Origin of the sequence: Nocardioides sp., from assembly GCF_036405735.1 — a bacterium.
Classification (GTDB): Bacteria; Actinomycetota; Actinomycetes; order Propionibacteriales; family Nocardioidaceae; genus Nocardioides.
The window spans coordinates 75,620-89,646 of record NZ_DASWXC010000081.1; the positions used below are offsets into that span (position 1 = coordinate 75,620).

Sequence of the window (14,027 nt, forward strand, 5' to 3'; positions counted from 1 at the left end):
GTCGTGGTGCCCGGCCGCTCAGGCCAGCTCAGGCCAGCTCGAGGAACCGGTCCAGCACCCGCGCGCCGAACTCCAGCGCATCGACCGGCACCCGCTCGTCGACACCGTGGAAGAGGCCGGTGAAGTCGAGGTCGTCGGGCAGCCGCAGCGGCGCGAAGCCGTAGGTCCGGATCCCGAGGCGCCCGAAGTGCTTGGCGTCGGTGCCGGCGCTCATGAGGTACGGCGCGACGACCGCGTCGGGGTCCTCCGCCAGCAGCGACTGCTCCATCGCCGCGACCAGGCGGCCGTCGTACGGCGTCTCCCAGGGCGGCTGCCGGGAGACGAAGTCGATCTCCACGCCCTCGCCGCACAGCTCGGCCAGGGTCGCGAAGAACTCGTCCTCGTAGCCGGGCAGGAACCTGCCGTCGACATGGGCCGTCGCCTCGGTGGGGATGACGTTCACCTTGTAGCCGGCGCCCAGCATCGTCGGGTTGGTCACGTTGCGCAGCGTCGCGCCGATCATCCGCGCGGCCGGACCGAACTCAGCCACGAGCGCCTCGGCGTTCGCCGGCGTCGCCTCCTCGCCGGCCAGCTCGCCGACCGCAGCCAGGAGGGTCTGCATGGTGGGGGTGAGCTGGACCGGCCACTCGTGCGCGCCGATGCGCGCGACGGCGGTCGCGAGCCGGGTGACCGCGTTGTCGCGGTTGATCATCGACCCGTGCCCGGCGGTGCCGCGGGCGGTCAGCCGCATCCACGCCATGCCCTTCTCGGCGGCCTCGATCAGATACATGCGCCGGCCGCGGACCGTCGTACTGAACCCGCCGACCTCACCGATCGCCTCCGTGACCCCTGCGAAGTCGTCGCGGCGGTCCCGTACCAGCGGCTCCGCGCCCCGATGGCCGCCGGCCTCCTCGTCGGCGGTGAACGCCAGCAGCACCGGGCGCGCCGGCACCCGCCCGGCCCGCTGCCGAGCCCGCACGACGCTGAGCACCATGGCGTCGAAGTCCTTCATGTCGACCGCGCCGCGGCCCCACAGGTAGCCGTCCTGGATCTCCCCGGAGAACGGGTGCACCTGCCAGTCGGAGGCCTCGGCCGGTACGACGTCGAGGTGGCCGTGGATGAGCAGCGTGTCGTCGCGCGTCGGACCGTTCGTCGAGCCCCCGCCCCAGTGCGCGAGCACGTTGGTGCGGCCCGGCTCCGACTCGTGGATGGTGGTCGCGATCCCGACCTCCTCCAGCAGCGCGGCGACGTGCTCGGCCGCCTTGCGCTCCCCCGGCCCGGAGCTGTCGCCGTAGTTCGAGGTGTCGATGCGCAGGAGGTCACGACAGATGTCGACGACCTCGCCTGCCGGGTCGGTCCGGGCACTGGTCGCGGCGTCCATGTCGCACACGCTAACGGCCCCGGGTGGCCCGCCGACCCCCGATTCGTCTCCCCAGCCTCGCGCTGCTAACGTTTCCCCCGCACTCGCGCGGGTGGCGGAATAGGCAGACGCGCTAGCTTGAGGTGCTAGTCCTCGAAAGAGGGTGGGGGTTCAAGTCCCCCCTCGCGCACGCGATGCACACCGGCTCCGACCTGGCTCACAGGTCGGAGCCGGCTCGCATTTCCACCCCGAAGTTGCGCGCGGAGAAGCACGTCACGCGCCCGATGCCTCGTCCTCCGAGCGACGCAGCAGCCCACCCGTCGCCTCGCGGGCCGCGGCCCCGTCCTGCGCCGCGAGTGCGTCGTAGAGCCGGTCGTGGTCGGCGCACGAGCCGGCGGCCTCGCCCGAGGGGAGCTCGATGCTGTCGCGCAGAGTCGCCACGAAGCCGTCGTACAGCTCGGACAGCAACGGGTTGCGGGCTGCGGTGACGACGCCCACGTGGAACTCCACGTCGGCGGTCACGAACGCCTCGGCGTCGCCGGCGGCCAGGGCGGTCGACCGCGCGGTCAGCGCCTGCGCGAGGCGGGCGAGGTCCTGCTTCGTACGCCGCTCGGCCGCGAGCTCCGCGGCGGAGGTCTCGATCGCGTGCCGGACCTCGAAGACGTGCCCCAGGTCGGCGCGCGCCAGGTGGCGGCGCATCACCCCGGCGACCTCGTTGGCCGAGACGACGTACGTCCCGTCCCCGCGCCGGACCTCGAGCACGCCGGAGTGGGACAGGGCGCGGACTGCCTCGCGCACCGTGTTGCGACTGACGCCGAACTGCTCCGCGAGCACCGGCTCGGGCGGAATCCGTGTGCCGACCGACCACTCGCCACTGCCCAGCAGTCCACGCATGGCGTCGATGGCCTGGTCGACGAGGAGGTGAGGCGTGACGCCAGCGATCGGCATGGTTGACCCTTTCGTCCAATCATCCTATGTCTGACATACTAGCGCCCGTGACGATCCCGACCCGCGAGCGCGCCGCCTCTACCGTCGGCACTGCCAGGGGTCGTCACTGGATCCTCCTCGCGATCCTGCTCGTCGCGCTCAACCTGCGGATCGGCATCACGAGCCTCGGCGCGCTGCTCGACCTGGTCAGCCGTGGCACGGGCCTCGCGCCCACCGCCGCCGCCTTCGCCACCAGCCTTCCGGTCATCTGTTTCGCCGCGGTCGGCGCGCTCGGAATGCAGGTGACGCGCCGGGTCGGGACCCACCGCGGCCTGACCCTGGCGGTCGTGGCGATCACCGTGGGCCTGACCCTGCGGGTCCTCGCCGGGGAGGGCGTGCTGCTGGTCGGCACGTTCCTCGCGTGCTCCGGCATCGCTCTGGCGAACGTACTGGTGCCGGTGCTGGTCAAGCAGCACTTCCCCGACCATCTCGGCGAGGTGACCGGCGCGTACACCGCGGTGATGTCGACAGGAGCGGCGCTCGGGGCGGCGCTCGCGGTGCCGGTCGCCGCGTCCACCGGCGACTGGCGCGGTGGGCTCGGGCTGTGGAGCCTGGTCGCCGTCGCTGCCCTGCTGATGTGGCTCCCCCTGCACCGACGACCCGACGCCACCGGTGTGCGGACCGGCGACTTCGGCCTCCTGCGCGACCGGCTCGCGTGGTGGGTCACGCTCGTCTTCGCCACGCAGTCGCTTCTGGCGTACGTCGTCATGAGCTGGCTGCCGAGCATCTACGCCGACGCCGGCTTCGATGACCGGCAGTCAGGACTGCTGCTTGCGGGCTCCATCCTCATCGGCGTCCCGGCGTACTTCGTCGCCCCGCGCCTCGCGACCCGGCTGCGTTCGCAGGGGCACCTGATCGCCGGCCTCACGGGGCTGTTCGCCACCGGGATGGTGGGGCTGCTGCTCGCGCCGACGGCTGGGGCGTGGCTGTGGGCCGCCCTCATCGGAGTCGGCGGCAGCGTCTTCCCCGTCGCGCTCGCGCTCTTCGGCCTTCGCACCAGGACAGCATCGGACACCGCCGCGCTCTCGACGATGGCCCAGAGCATCGGCTACCTGCTGGCCGCCGCAGGCCCGTTCGCCGTGGGGCTGATGCGTGAGGCCTCCGGCAGCTGGGCGCTGCCCATCGGCCTGCTGCTGGCGACCTGTCTCGTGCAGGTGGCGGCCGGCTACCTGGCGGGGCGTCCCCTGCTGGTCCGGCCGTCGCGCTCAGAGTGAGGGGAACGTCGGCGGCATGAGCTCCGCGGTCGACCGCCGCCGGCTGTCGCGGTCGCTGAACGAGGTGCGGTAGACGTCGAAGAGCTCTTGCGCCCGGCTCCGCATCGACGCCTCGTCGACCCCGGGCACCCGGCCGTCGACGACGACGGTGCGGCCGTCGACCACCACCCGGACCACCGGAGCAGCGCCGAGCACCATGGTCCGTACGGGGTCCTCGACCGGCCCGGTCCGCAGGTCGCCGAGGCCCACCACCACGAGGTCGGCCTTCGCGCCCGCGGCCAGGCGGCCGAGGTCCTCCCGCCCGAGCGCGGCGGCGCCACCGAGGGTCGCGGCCCGGTACAGGTCGGCGACCTGGCCGGCGTCCTGACTCCGCTCGACCGCCTTCGTGAGGATCGAGCCCTGGTCGATCGCCCGCAGCATGTCCGGCGGGAAGGTGTCGGTGCCGAGTCCGAGACGCACGCCCGCGGCCCGGTAGCGGTCGAAGGACTCCATCACCATGGCGTAGCGGCCAGCCGCCAGCGGACAGAAGGCGACGGTCGTGCCCGAGTCGGCGAGCCGACGCAGGTCCGAGCTCCCGTGGGCCGCCTCGGGCGGCCCCACCTCGGAGTGGCCGTCGACCGCCCAGGCGTGCGGGATGATCGTGCGCGGTCCGAGCACACCGAGTGAGTCCAGCACCTCCACAGGTCGGGTGCCGTACGCCGCCCGCAGGTCGGCGAGCTCCTCGTGCGACTGGCCGGCGTGCAGCCGCAGCGGGCAGCCGAGCCGGTCGGCCGCGCGGCGCGTGGCCCGCAGCGACTCCGCGGTCTGGGTCTCGATCCGGGCCGGGGCGAGCAGTCCGCGGATCCGGCCGGACTGCGCGCCGTCGAAGCGCTCGACGAAGTGCTCCGCGGCGCGCAGGCCCGCGTCGCCCTCGCGGGCGTCCCAGTGGATCGACCGGTGGCCGCCGGCGTCGACGACGGGGACGCCGTACCGGTAGCTCGGGCCGAGGTAGAGCCGGTTACCCAGCCGCCCGGCGATGGCCACGACGTCCTCGAACTCCTCCTCGGTCTCCGCCCAGGCTCGATAGGACTCCGCCGCGATGGGCAGCGCCGTCGTCACGCCGTGGAGGAGCAGCTGCACCAGCGCGTACTCACGCCGGAACGCCAGCTGCTCGGCGGTGAGGAGCTCGGCCCGACGGCCGACGTACTCCGAGGACCACTCCTGGCCGAGCAGGAGGTCGGGGGTCTGGAAGCTGTCGAAGATCGCGTGGTCGATGTCGGCGAGGGCGTTGAGGTCGACGAACCCGGGCGCGACCACGGCGTCGCCGCAGTCGATCCGCTCGTCCACGCGACCCTCGAACGGACCGCCGACGTGGAGGATCGTGTCGCCCTCCCAGACCACCTCGCCGTCCAGGATCAGGCGGTGGTCGCCGTCGGCGTACCCGATGACATGCCGGGCACGCAGGCTGGACCTCACGCGGTGGACCGGATCGGCACCCAGCCGGGGCGCGGCACCGCTGCGATCAGGCGGCGGGTGTAGTCCTGCGTGGGCGCGGTAAGCAGCTCCCTGGTCGGTGCCTCCTCGACGACCGCGCCGCGACGCATCACGAGCGTGCGTTCGCAGAGCTGGTTGACGACGGCGAGATCGTGGGAGATGAACAGGTACGCGATCTCCCGGCTGTCCCGGATGTCGCAGAGCAGGTTGAGGATCTGCGCCTGGATCGAGACGTCGAGCGCGGCGACCGCCTCGTCGAGGACCAGCACCGACGGCTCCGCGGCGAGCGCCCGCGCGATCGCGACGCGTTGCCGCTGACCGCCGGAGAGCTGGCGGGGGAACAGCTCCGCATGGCGCGGCTGCAGCCCGACCTGCTCCAGGAGGGCCGCCGTACGGGACCTCAGCTCAGCGCGGCCGACGGCGAACTGCAGCCGGATGGCGGTCTCGACGATCGTCCCGATCCGCTGGGAGCGGTCCAGGGAGAGGTACGGGTCCTGGAACACCAGTTGCATCTCGCGGCCGCGTCGACGCCGTTCGCGGGTGGTCGGCCTTCCGGTACTGCGCCGCCGGCCGCAGACCTCGACGAGCCCGGACGTCGGCCGCTCCAGACCCATCAGCATCCGAGCCACCGTGGTCTTGCCGGAGCCGGACTCTCCGACGATGGCCAGCGACTCCCCCGCGCCCAGCTCGAAGCTCACGCCGTCGACCGCCGCCACGTCGGGGGCACCACCGTGGCCGGGGAACACCTTCCGCAGCCCCTCGACCTTGATCACCTGGTCAGACATCGACGCTCCTCTCCACGGGCGCACCGGTGGGCGCCGCGATCGGCTCCCCCGCGAGCACGCCGGTCAGCTCCTCGTGACGGTGGCAGGCCACCTCGCCCTCCAGGCGGTGCTCGACGGGCGGCCGCTCCCGATGGCAGCGGTCGAGCGCGAAGCCGCACCGCGGCGCGAACGCACAGCCCTCGCCCGCCTCGAAGGCGGCGACCGGCCGGCCAGGGATCACCGGCAGGCGGTGCGCCACGGTCTCGATGCTCGGGCGCGAGCCGAGGAGGCCCGAGGTGTACGGGTGCAGGGGCTGCTGGGCCAGGGACTTCGAAGGTTGCCGCTCGACGATGCGACCGGCGTACATGACGGCCGTGCGGTCGCAGGTGGCGGCCGCCAGCTCGAGGTCGTGGGTGATGAAGAGCATCGCCATTCCCCGCTGGGTCCGCAGCTCTCCGAGGATGGCCATGACCTCCGACTGCGTCGTCACGTCCAGCGCGGTGGTCGGCTCGTCAGCGAGGATGAGGTCCGGCTCGATGGCGATCGCCGCGGCGATCATCACCCGCTGCAGGAGGCCTCCGGAGAGCTCGTGGGGGTACTGCCGCAGACGCCGCTCGCCGTCGGGGATGCCGACGTCGGCGAGCAGTCCGACCGCCCGGCGGGCCGCGCCGGCCCGGTCCATGCCCAGGTGGCGGCGGAGGGCCTCGGTGAGGAAGTCGCCGATGCGGTGCACGGGATTGATGTGCGCCCGGGGGTCCTGGAAGATCATCGCGACCCTTCGGGAGCGCAACGCCGTCAACCCACGGCGGTCGGCACCGAGCACCGAGAACCCGTCGACCTCGATCCGGCCCGAGACCTGGGAGCCGGCCGGGAAGAGGCCGAGCACGGTCCTCGCGGTGATCGACTTGCCCGAGCCGGACTCTCCGACGAGGCCGAGTGCCTCGCCGCGCTCGATGTCGAGGCTCACGCCGTCGACGATCGTGCGCGGGCCGTCCTGAGAGCGGACCCTGACCACCAGGTCCTCGATCGTCAGCATGCTCATGCTCGCTCCTCCGCTCGCTGCGAGAGCCGGTCACCCAACACGATCACCGAAGCCACCAGCAGGGCGATGCACAGACCGGCCGACAGCGCCTCGCCGGCGTGGCCCCGCAGGGCACTGTCCAGGCCCGCCCGCATCGTCAGGCCCCAGTCCGAGCCGGGAGGCTGGACGCCGAGCCCGAGGAAGGACAGCGCCGAGAGGTCGATCAGCGCGAAGCCGAGTGAGCTGACGGCCTGCGCGATGATGAGGGACTTCAGGTTCGGCAGCAGGTGGCGCAGGCAGACGGCAGTGCCGCTGCGGCCCTGCACCCACGCGGCGGCGATGTAGTCCATCCGCACCTCGCGCATCGCGGCGCCGCGCACCACGCGGGCGACGTACGGCGTGTAGCCGACGGCCAGACCGGCGACCACGCCCTTCGGGCCGGGTCCCATGACGCTCACCGCTGCGAGAGCGAAGACGATTCCCGGCACCGCGAACAGGATGTCGAGCACCCGGGAGACGAACGCGTCGACGAAGCCGCCGACCCACGCGCTCACGAGCGCCACCGCGGTGCCGACCACCGTGGAGATCACGATGATCGAGGCGGACGCCGCGAGCGCCACGCGGGCGCCGTACATCAGGCGCGACAGCAGGTCGCGACCCAGGGCGTCGGTGCCCAGCGGGTGGGCGCCCGAGGGGCCGGCGTACGCCTCCAGCGGCCGGGGCAGGTTCGGGTCGTACGGCGCGAGCCACGGGGCTGCCGCGGCCACCACCACGATGACGGCGAGGAAGCCGGTGGCGAGCAGGCCCGGCACGCCGAGCACCCGGACTGCGGGCCGCAGCCGTGAGGCGCGCGACGGCGTCGGCGTCATGGGAAGGGTGACCGTCTCGACAGCCATCTCAGCGCCCCCCTGCCAACGAGATCCGCGGGTCGACGACCGTGTAGAGGACGTCCACCACGGTGTTGACGAGCACGAAGGTGACGACCAGGACGAGGATCACCGCCTGCACCACGACGAAGTCGCTGCGCAGGATCGCCTGCACCAGCAGCGACCCCAGCCCGTCGAGTGCGAAGACGTTCTCGACCACGACGGCACCAGCGATCAGGGTGGCGACGGTCAGCCCCAGCACCGTGGTGACCGGGATGAGTGAGTTGCGCACGACGTGGTGACGCAGTACGTAGCCGGACTCCATCCCGCGGCTCCGTGCGGTCTCGACGTGCTCGCCGCGGAGCTCGGTCTGCACCGCGGCCCGCGTGATCCGCGCCAGGTACGCCGCCGAGGCGAGGCTGAGTGCGATCGCCGGCAACGTCAGGTGCCACACCCGGTCCACCAGGCCACTGCCGCCACCGAACCCGGGGAACCATCCCAACTGCACGGCGAAGATCCAGATGAGCGCGACGCCGCTCACGAAGACGGGGGTCGCCAGGAAGGCCGTCGTGATGCCGGTGATGACCGCGTCGAGCCGGCCGGGGCGGGCGCCGGCGAGAACCCCGAGGCCGAGGCCCACGACCGCGATGATCACCGCGGCGTACGCCACCAGCAGCACCGTCGTCGTCACCCGCGTCGACAGCAGGTCCAGCACGCTCTGCTTGTAGGCGACGCTGCGCCCCAGGTCGCCGTGCAGGACGTCGACCAGCCAGGCGCCGTACCGGCTCAGGAACGGGTCGTCGAGGCGGTACTCGGCCCGTACGGCGGCCACCTGCTCCGGCGTCGCGCTGCGGTTGCCGAGGAGGAACGTGAGCGGGCTGCCGGGGGCCAGGTCCATGAGGCTGAAGACGAGGAAGGAGGCCGAGAGCGTGACCACCACGAGCGTGGCCGCGCGTGTCAGGAGGAAGCGGAGCAGTGCCATGGTCTAGCCCTTCGTGCCGATGCCTGCGGCCCAGGGGTAGTAGAGGTAGTTCGACGACGCGGTCGCCCCCGTGATCCGGTCGCTCTGGAAGAGGATCACGGGAAGGAACTCCAGCGGGGTCCACACCGCGTCCTCGAGGACCTTCGTCTGGATCTCAGTGACCGTCGTCGCCCTGCTCTCCGGGTCGATGTCGTTCCTGGCGGCGGCGACCTGGTCGGAGACATCGGCGTAGTCGGTGAAGTTGCTGTAGTCGCCCTTCACGAACATCGTGTACGCGTCCAGGGGGTCCGGCACGCCGTAGTAGGTGCTCAGGAAGGCGTCGATCCCCTTGCGCGCACCCGGATCGACGTAGACGTTCCCGTACTGCTCGACCGGGATGCTGCGGATCTTCACGGTGAGCCCGATGGCCTGACCGGCCGCCTGGATGAGGTTGCCGGTCTGCTCGTGCACCGCCGAGCTGCCCTGGACGGCCAGCGTGATCGGCTGCTGCGGCGAGCCGGCCTCCTTGACGAGCTCCTTGGCCTCCGTGAACTGGTTGTCCGTCGACTCCACCTGGTCGTACGCCGAGGAGAAGGTGTCCTTCGCGTAGGTCCACGACGCCGGCGGGGCGAGCGTCTTGGCGGGGATCGCCGCGCCCTGGAACGTGGCCGCGGCCAGGGACGCCCGGTCGACGGCCATCGAGAGCGCCTTGCGGATGCGTGGGTCGGCGTACGGTCCCGACGTGGCGCTGCCGATGAGCGTCCAGTAGATCTGCGAGTCACCCATGACGACGTCGCCCTCCTTGGACGACTGCAGCTTCTCCAGGCCGGCGGGGGGCAGGTAGAAGAACTGGCCGTCGAGCTGGCCGCTGCTCAGCGCGAGCACGCTCGTGGACTCGTCGGCCACGAACGACAGCTCGAGTCCGGAGGACTTGGCCTTCAGCTTCGGGTCCCAGTAGCTCTCGTTGCGGGTGAAGCTGAGCCGCTGTCCCGGCGCCCAGGAGGCCAGCTGGAACGGGCCCGTGCACATGGGCAGGTGCTCCGGGGTGCCGAATTCCTTTCCGGCCTCGATCGTCGCCGCCTTCTGCACCACGATGCCACCGAGTGCGGCGAGCGCCTGCTGGAGCAGGGCGTCGGGCTGCTTCAGCTTGATCGTGACCGTCCGCGGCCCGGTCGCGTTGATCGAGTCGACGTTGACGAAGTACTTCCCGAGATAGCCGCCGTTCTCCGGGTCCAGGTTGCGGCCGATGCTCCAGGCGACGTCCTCGGCGGTGAGCGGCTTGCCGTCCCAGAACGTGACGCCCTCGCGGATCGTGTAGACCCAGGTCGTCGGGTCGGGGTTCTCCCAGGACTCCGCCAACCCGGGTCCGACGGTGAAGTCGGGCTCGGCGCGGAGCAGGCTCTCGCAGGCGTTCGCCAGGGCCGTGTTCTCGGAGTAGTTGAACGACTTGATCGGGTCCAGGCTGAGCGGCTCGTAGGGCAGGTTCCACTTGATGGTCCCCGCGTCGCCCGAGCCCACCGGGGTCGTCGTCCGCAGGTCGTCGAAGTCCAGCTTGCTGCTCGGCTTGCTGGTGCTCTCGCTGCACGCGGCGCTGCCGAGCAGCGTGAACGCGGCCACCGCGGCCGTGAAGGTAAGACGGAAGGTGCGCACGGGGTTCTCCTAGAAGGTTGCGGGGATGGCGGTGAGGGCGCCGTCGCGGGCTACGACGCGGCCGGCGCGGAACACGTAGTGAGGCAGGGGGCGGTCGATGACCACCTGGGCGGGCACCTCGCCGGGGACGAGCATGAAGTCGGCGGGGTCACCGACACGGAGGCCCGAGCGCTCCAGTCCGAGGAAGTCGGCACCGGCGTGGGCCGCCACATCGAGGCATGCCTCGAGCTCGGCGTCGGTCACGGCGCCGGTACGCCAGGCGAGCAGGTGCGTCCGGTCGAGCATGTTGCCGTTGCCGAACGGGCTCCACGCGTCCCGAACGCCGTCGGACCCGAGGACGACCCGGCAGCCCAGCTCCTGGAGGCGGGCTACCGGCAGCACGGGCGAGTCGCCGAGTGCGCAGGTGGCGAGCGTGATGCCGGCTGCGGCGGTCGCCTCGCCGAGCGCCGTGAGCTGCGCATCGTCGCAGTCGGAGTAGCAGAAGGCGTGCCCGATGGCGACGCGCCCTTCGAGACCCGCGTCGTGGGTGCGGCGGATGATCTCGCGGACCTGACCCATACCGTGCTCGCCACCGTCGTGGAGGTGGATGTCGAGGGAGACGCCGAGCTCGATGGCGAGCCCGAACACGGTGTCGAGCTGGCCATGCAGGTCGCCATCGAGGCCGCCCGGGTCGATCCCTCCGATGACGGTCGCACCCGCGGCGACCGACTCGCGCATGAGCTCGGCGGTGCCCGGCGTACGCATGACGCCCAGCTGGGGGAAGGCCACCACCTCGACGTGCAGCGCGTCGGCGAGGGCGTCGGCCGCCTCCACGACACCGCGGATGTTGTCGAGTCCGTAGACGGGGGCGACATCGACATGCGCCCGGACCGCGCGTGCCCCGGCTGCGACGTACGCACCGAGCAGACGCTCGGCCCGCGTCCGCACCGGTGTCGCGAAGGACCGCTGCAGGAGGACGTCGTTGGCGATCAGCTCCTCAAGGGTCGCGGCAGGCTGTCGAGAGACCCACGGCTCGTCCCAGGCGGTCTTGTCCGGGTGGCAGTGACCGTCGACGAGCGTCGGGAGCAGCAGGGCGCCCTGGGCATCGACCACGGACTCCCAGTCGTGAACGCTGCCGGCGGCCCGGACGGCGCTGATCCGTCCGTCCTCGACCTCGACGTCCACCGCACCGCTCCCATGGATCCGCGCGTTCCGCACCAACAACGACGCCACGCCGTTCTCCCTCGTCTAGTGGTATACCGTTAGTTCGGGGAACGTAGCACTGCGCGGATGCGTTGTGAACCCCCTCACATCGAAACTTGACCGAATGCGCTATCAACGGCACCGTGGATCCGCATACTGACAAGCGGGGATGGCTCCGCAGTGGAATACCAAGAATGAGGCGATGATGGATCGTGAGAGCGCCAGGCGCTCGCTGGGCCACCAGGCCTACCGGCTGCTCAAGGACCAGATCATCGGGCTGCAGCGACCTCCGGGACAGCGGCTGGTGGAACGCGACTTGGCGACCGAGCTGGAGATCTCACGGATCCCTCTGCGCGAGGCGTTGCGGCTCCTGGAGGCCGAAGGTCTCGTCGTCATCGTGCCGCGCCAGGGCGCCATGGTGGCGCCCTTCACCGCCGCGGACGTGCGGCACCTCTTCGACGTGCGTGAAAGCGTCGAGGTGCTCGCCGCGCGGCTGGCCGCCCAGCACTACGACGGCCCTGGCCTCGCGCAGGCCCAGTCCCAGCTCGTCGCCGCGCGGGAGGCGCTCGCCCGGAATGACGGCATCGCCCATGCCACGGCGAACGCGGGCTTCCACGAGTGCGTGATCGCGATGAGCGCGAACCCGCTGCTGCAGTCGATGATGCAGCCGATCAACGCCCGCGTGTCCTGGCTGTTCCACCTCACCACCCAGAACCAGCCCGACAGCACCCAGTGCGTCGAGCACGAGGCGATGTACCACGCGATCGCTGCGGGCGACGCCGACCGCGCGGGCGAGCTCGCCTATCAGCACGTCCGCGCCACCCGGGAGCCGTCGCTCGAGATGGCCGCCCGCTGGACGCTCACGCACCTGGACCCGGTCGAGGTGACCCGCACCCGTCAGCGCGAACGGCGGGCCGCGTTGTGAGGTCCACCGGACACCACTAGACAGGATTGACCTTGGCAGACCGCCACGTCATCCGACCGTCCGGCTCGCAAGCTGCCTGCGCGCAAACTGTCACCGTGACCCTTCGCGGCGAGAGTGACAGTTCGAAGCGTCACTCTCGTGACGAACTGTCACGGTGACAGTTTGGGGCGGCGGCCACGGCGGCGGGGCGACTCGGGGCGTCAGGCAGGGTGCCCGGGCTCGATGTCCATGGCCTGACGGACGGTGAGTACGTCGGAGCCGCCCGAGCCGTCCTCGGCCACGACGGAGACCGGCTCGAGCAGGTGCCCGACGTGGTCGCCGAGTGGGATGCGGAGCAGCACCCGGCCGACGAGCCGCCGCCGGCAGTCGGTGAGCAGCGGCACCCCGGCCGGCCCCTCCTCCCACGCCACGGCGGCAAACTTGTCGACCTCGTCGCCGGTCTCGCCGCCGAAGACCTCCGCGAGCGGGTGGTCGGCGCTGTCGAGCAGGTGCACGGCGAGGTACGCCGCTCCGTGGGCCACCTCGAGCGTGTGGTTCGCCTCCGACAGGCAGACCATGAGGCGCGGCGGAGAGATGCTGGTCTGCGTGGCGAACCCGACCAGGCAGCCGGCGCGGCCCGCTGCCGAGGCAGCCGTGACCACGAAGACCGGGTAGTCGATGCCGTCGACGAACGCGTCGAACTCCTCCGTGCTCAGCGGGCGCATGCCTCGATGATGACGCACCGGCCCGCGGGTCACTCCTCGCGGGGTGAGGGGCGTCGCGGGTCGTCGGTGCCGAGCATCACCGCGATGTCGGCGAGGGTGTCGAACCGGTCCAGGCTGGCCTCGTCGATGACGTTCTCCTCACGCGGATCCTCGCGCTCCCGGTCCCGGCGCCGGTGCGAGCGCCGACCCAGCCGCTCCTCGGCCATGTCGGTCAGCACGGTGATCTCGGCACCCATCCGGATCAGCTGCTCGTAGGCAGGGTGCCCCTTCACGACGCCTCCGGCGGCGGCCCGCTGGACCAGGAAGTCCAGCAGCCGCTCGGCCTGCGGCAGCAGGTCGGCGACGCGGGTGAGCGCGGCCGGCGGCACGCCGAGCTCGACGAAGACGGCCGCCGCGTCGCGCACCGTCTCGTAGGCGTCGGCGACGTCGCATCGCACCCGACGTCCGGTCGGCCGCAGCGCGTCGAAGTAGCTCTGCGAGCGCAGCAGCGTGGCGAACCCGGCCACCAGGAACCCCACCATCACGACCGCCACGAGCAGGTCGCCGATCCCCTCGGGGGCCGACGGACCCGAGAAGTGGGTGGCGAGGAAGACCACGACCACCGCGCACACCGCGGTCACCGCGAAGGTGACGACGGGGACCCACACCGCCGCCTGCTGGTCGAGCTCCTTGGCACGACTCTGCTCGGGCGGCGTCAGCACGACCCGCTCCAGGTTGTGGAGGTAGCGCGCGACGACCATCCGCTCCTCGACGCGGCGGCCGAACTCCGCAGAGGTCTCCTCCTGGGTCGGCAGCGCGTCGTCGGTGACGCCGTCCACCTCGACCGCGGGTACGACCCAGGCGTGGGCGTGGAGCGGTCCCCGCGGATCGGCGTCGGTCATGGGCTCCTGATCGGCGGGCGACCGGTCCGGTTGAGGCACGAAGGCCGTCTATCGGCAGGT

Annotated in this window: 13 protein-coding genes and 1 tRNA gene; 3 read left to right on the plus strand and 11 right to left on the minus strand. The window is 71.7% G+C overall.

All coding sequences use genetic code 11. The features are described 5' to 3' along the window. Positions 1-28 precede the first annotated feature (28 nt). A complete protein-coding gene (locus tag VGE38_RS13265) occupies positions 29-1,360 on the minus strand; it encodes a M20/M25/M40 family metallo-hydrolase (protein WP_331143018.1) in 1,332 nt (443 codons plus the stop codon). 85 nt (positions 1,361-1,445) lie between these two features. On the opposite strand from VGE38_RS13265, the gene VGE38_RS13270 reads away from it, so the two are divergent. Continuing rightward, positions 1,446-1,529 (plus strand) — tRNA-Leu (locus VGE38_RS13270). Between the two features lie 83 nt (positions 1,530-1,612). On the opposite strand, the gene VGE38_RS13275 is transcribed toward VGE38_RS13270, so the two are convergent. After that, entirely contained in the window at positions 1,613-2,287 is a 675-nt protein-coding gene (locus VGE38_RS13275; protein WP_331143019.1) for a FadR/GntR family transcriptional regulator, read from the minus strand. A 47-nt stretch (positions 2,288-2,334) separates the two neighbouring features. Here VGE38_RS13275 and VGE38_RS13280 point away from each other — a divergent pair, with 47 nt between their 5' ends. After that, complete coding sequence (locus tag VGE38_RS13280) at positions 2,335-3,540, plus strand: MFS transporter (protein ID WP_331143020.1); 1,206 nt, start codon at positions 2,335-2,337, stop codon at positions 3,538-3,540. Here the strand turns inward: VGE38_RS13280 and VGE38_RS13285 are convergent. Genes VGE38_RS13285 through VGE38_RS13315 form a run of 7 tightly spaced genes read right to left on the minus strand, consistent with a single transcriptional unit; the run spans position 3,532 to position 11,487 of the window. Next, complete coding sequence (locus VGE38_RS13285; protein WP_331143021.1) at positions 3,532-4,995, minus strand: chlorohydrolase family protein; 1,464 nt, start codon at positions 4,993-4,995, stop codon at positions 3,532-3,534. The two genes, VGE38_RS13280 and VGE38_RS13285, sit on opposite strands and share 9 nt — an antisense overlap. Next, positions 4,992-5,798, minus strand: coding sequence for an ABC transporter ATP-binding protein (locus tag VGE38_RS13290; RefSeq protein WP_331143022.1), 807 nt, complete (start codon positions 5,796-5,798; stop codon positions 4,992-4,994). The genes VGE38_RS13285 and VGE38_RS13290 overlap by 4 nt, the downstream gene beginning before the upstream one ends. Continuing rightward, on the minus strand, positions 5,791-6,819 hold the full coding sequence (locus VGE38_RS13295) for an ABC transporter ATP-binding protein (RefSeq protein ID WP_331143023.1): 1,029 nt from the start codon (positions 6,817-6,819) through the stop codon (positions 5,791-5,793). The genes VGE38_RS13290 and VGE38_RS13295 overlap by 8 nt, the downstream gene beginning before the upstream one ends. Further along, a complete protein-coding gene (locus VGE38_RS13300; RefSeq protein ID WP_331143024.1) occupies positions 6,816-7,694 on the minus strand; it encodes an ABC transporter permease in 879 nt (292 codons plus the stop codon). Before VGE38_RS13300 ends, VGE38_RS13295 begins: the two co-directional genes overlap by 4 nt. A 1-nt stretch (position 7,695) precedes the next feature. After that, a complete protein-coding gene (locus VGE38_RS13305; RefSeq protein WP_331143025.1) occupies positions 7,696-8,646 on the minus strand; it encodes an ABC transporter permease in 951 nt (316 codons plus the stop codon). A 3-nt stretch (positions 8,647-8,649) separates the two neighbouring features. Continuing rightward, positions 8,650-10,275 carry an ABC transporter substrate-binding protein gene (locus tag VGE38_RS13310; RefSeq protein WP_331143026.1) on the minus strand — a complete coding sequence of 542 codons (1,626 nt, stop codon included), beginning with the start codon at positions 10,273-10,275 and terminating at the stop codon, positions 8,650-8,652. A 9-nt stretch (positions 10,276-10,284) separates the two neighbouring features. Further along, on the minus strand, positions 10,285-11,487 hold the full coding sequence (locus VGE38_RS13315) for an amidohydrolase (RefSeq protein WP_331143027.1): 1,203 nt from the start codon (positions 11,485-11,487) through the stop codon (positions 10,285-10,287). 172 nt (positions 11,488-11,659) lie between these two features. Here VGE38_RS13315 and VGE38_RS13320 point away from each other — a divergent pair, with 172 nt between their 5' ends. Further along, positions 11,660-12,382: a GntR family transcriptional regulator gene (locus tag VGE38_RS13320; protein WP_331143028.1), complete on the plus strand. Its 723-nt coding sequence runs from the start codon at positions 11,660-11,662 to the stop codon at positions 12,380-12,382. Between the two features lie 200 nt (positions 12,383-12,582). Here the strand turns inward: VGE38_RS13320 and VGE38_RS13325 are convergent, their stop codons facing one another. Next, positions 12,583-13,086: a flavin reductase family protein gene (locus tag VGE38_RS13325; RefSeq protein WP_331143029.1), complete on the minus strand. Its 504-nt coding sequence runs from the start codon at positions 13,084-13,086 to the stop codon at positions 12,583-12,585. Between the two features lie 29 nt (positions 13,087-13,115). Further along, positions 13,116-13,967 carry a hypothetical protein gene (locus VGE38_RS13330; RefSeq protein WP_331143030.1) on the minus strand — a complete coding sequence of 284 codons (852 nt, stop codon included), beginning with the start codon at positions 13,965-13,967 and terminating at the stop codon, positions 13,116-13,118. Positions 13,968-14,027: the final 60 nt, after the last annotated feature.

What these genes read in the sequence shown, in the direction of transcription:
- VGE38_RS13305 (WP_331143025.1), bottom strand. Translation starts at nt 8,646, where the DNA reads ATGGCACTGCTCCGCTTCCTCCTGACACGCGCGGCCACGCTCGTGGTG.
- VGE38_RS13275 (WP_331143019.1), bottom strand. Translation starts at nt 2,287, where the DNA reads ATGCCGATCGCTGGCGTCACGCCTCACCTCCTCGTCGACCAGGCCATC.
- VGE38_RS13265 (WP_331143018.1), bottom strand. Translation starts at nt 1,360, where the DNA reads ATGGACGCCGCGACCAGTGCCCGGACCGACCCGGCAGGCGAGGTCGTC.
- VGE38_RS13320 (WP_331143028.1), top strand. Translation starts at nt 11,660, where the DNA reads ATGATGGATCGTGAGAGCGCCAGGCGCTCGCTGGGCCACCAGGCCTAC.
- VGE38_RS13290 (WP_331143022.1), bottom strand. Translation starts at nt 5,798, where the DNA reads ATGTCTGACCAGGTGATCAAGGTCGAGGGGCTGCGGAAGGTGTTCCCC.
- VGE38_RS13295 (WP_331143023.1), bottom strand. Translation starts at nt 6,819, where the DNA reads ATGAGCATGCTGACGATCGAGGACCTGGTGGTCAGGGTCCGCTCTCAG.
- VGE38_RS13330 (WP_331143030.1), bottom strand. Translation starts at nt 13,967, where the DNA reads ATGACCGACGCCGATCCGCGGGGACCGCTCCACGCCCACGCCTGGGTC.
- VGE38_RS13300 (WP_331143024.1), bottom strand. Translation starts at nt 7,694, where the DNA reads ATGGCTGTCGAGACGGTCACCCTTCCCATGACGCCGACGCCGTCGCGC.
- VGE38_RS13325 (WP_331143029.1), bottom strand. Translation starts at nt 13,086, where the DNA reads ATGCGCCCGCTGAGCACGGAGGAGTTCGACGCGTTCGTCGACGGCATC.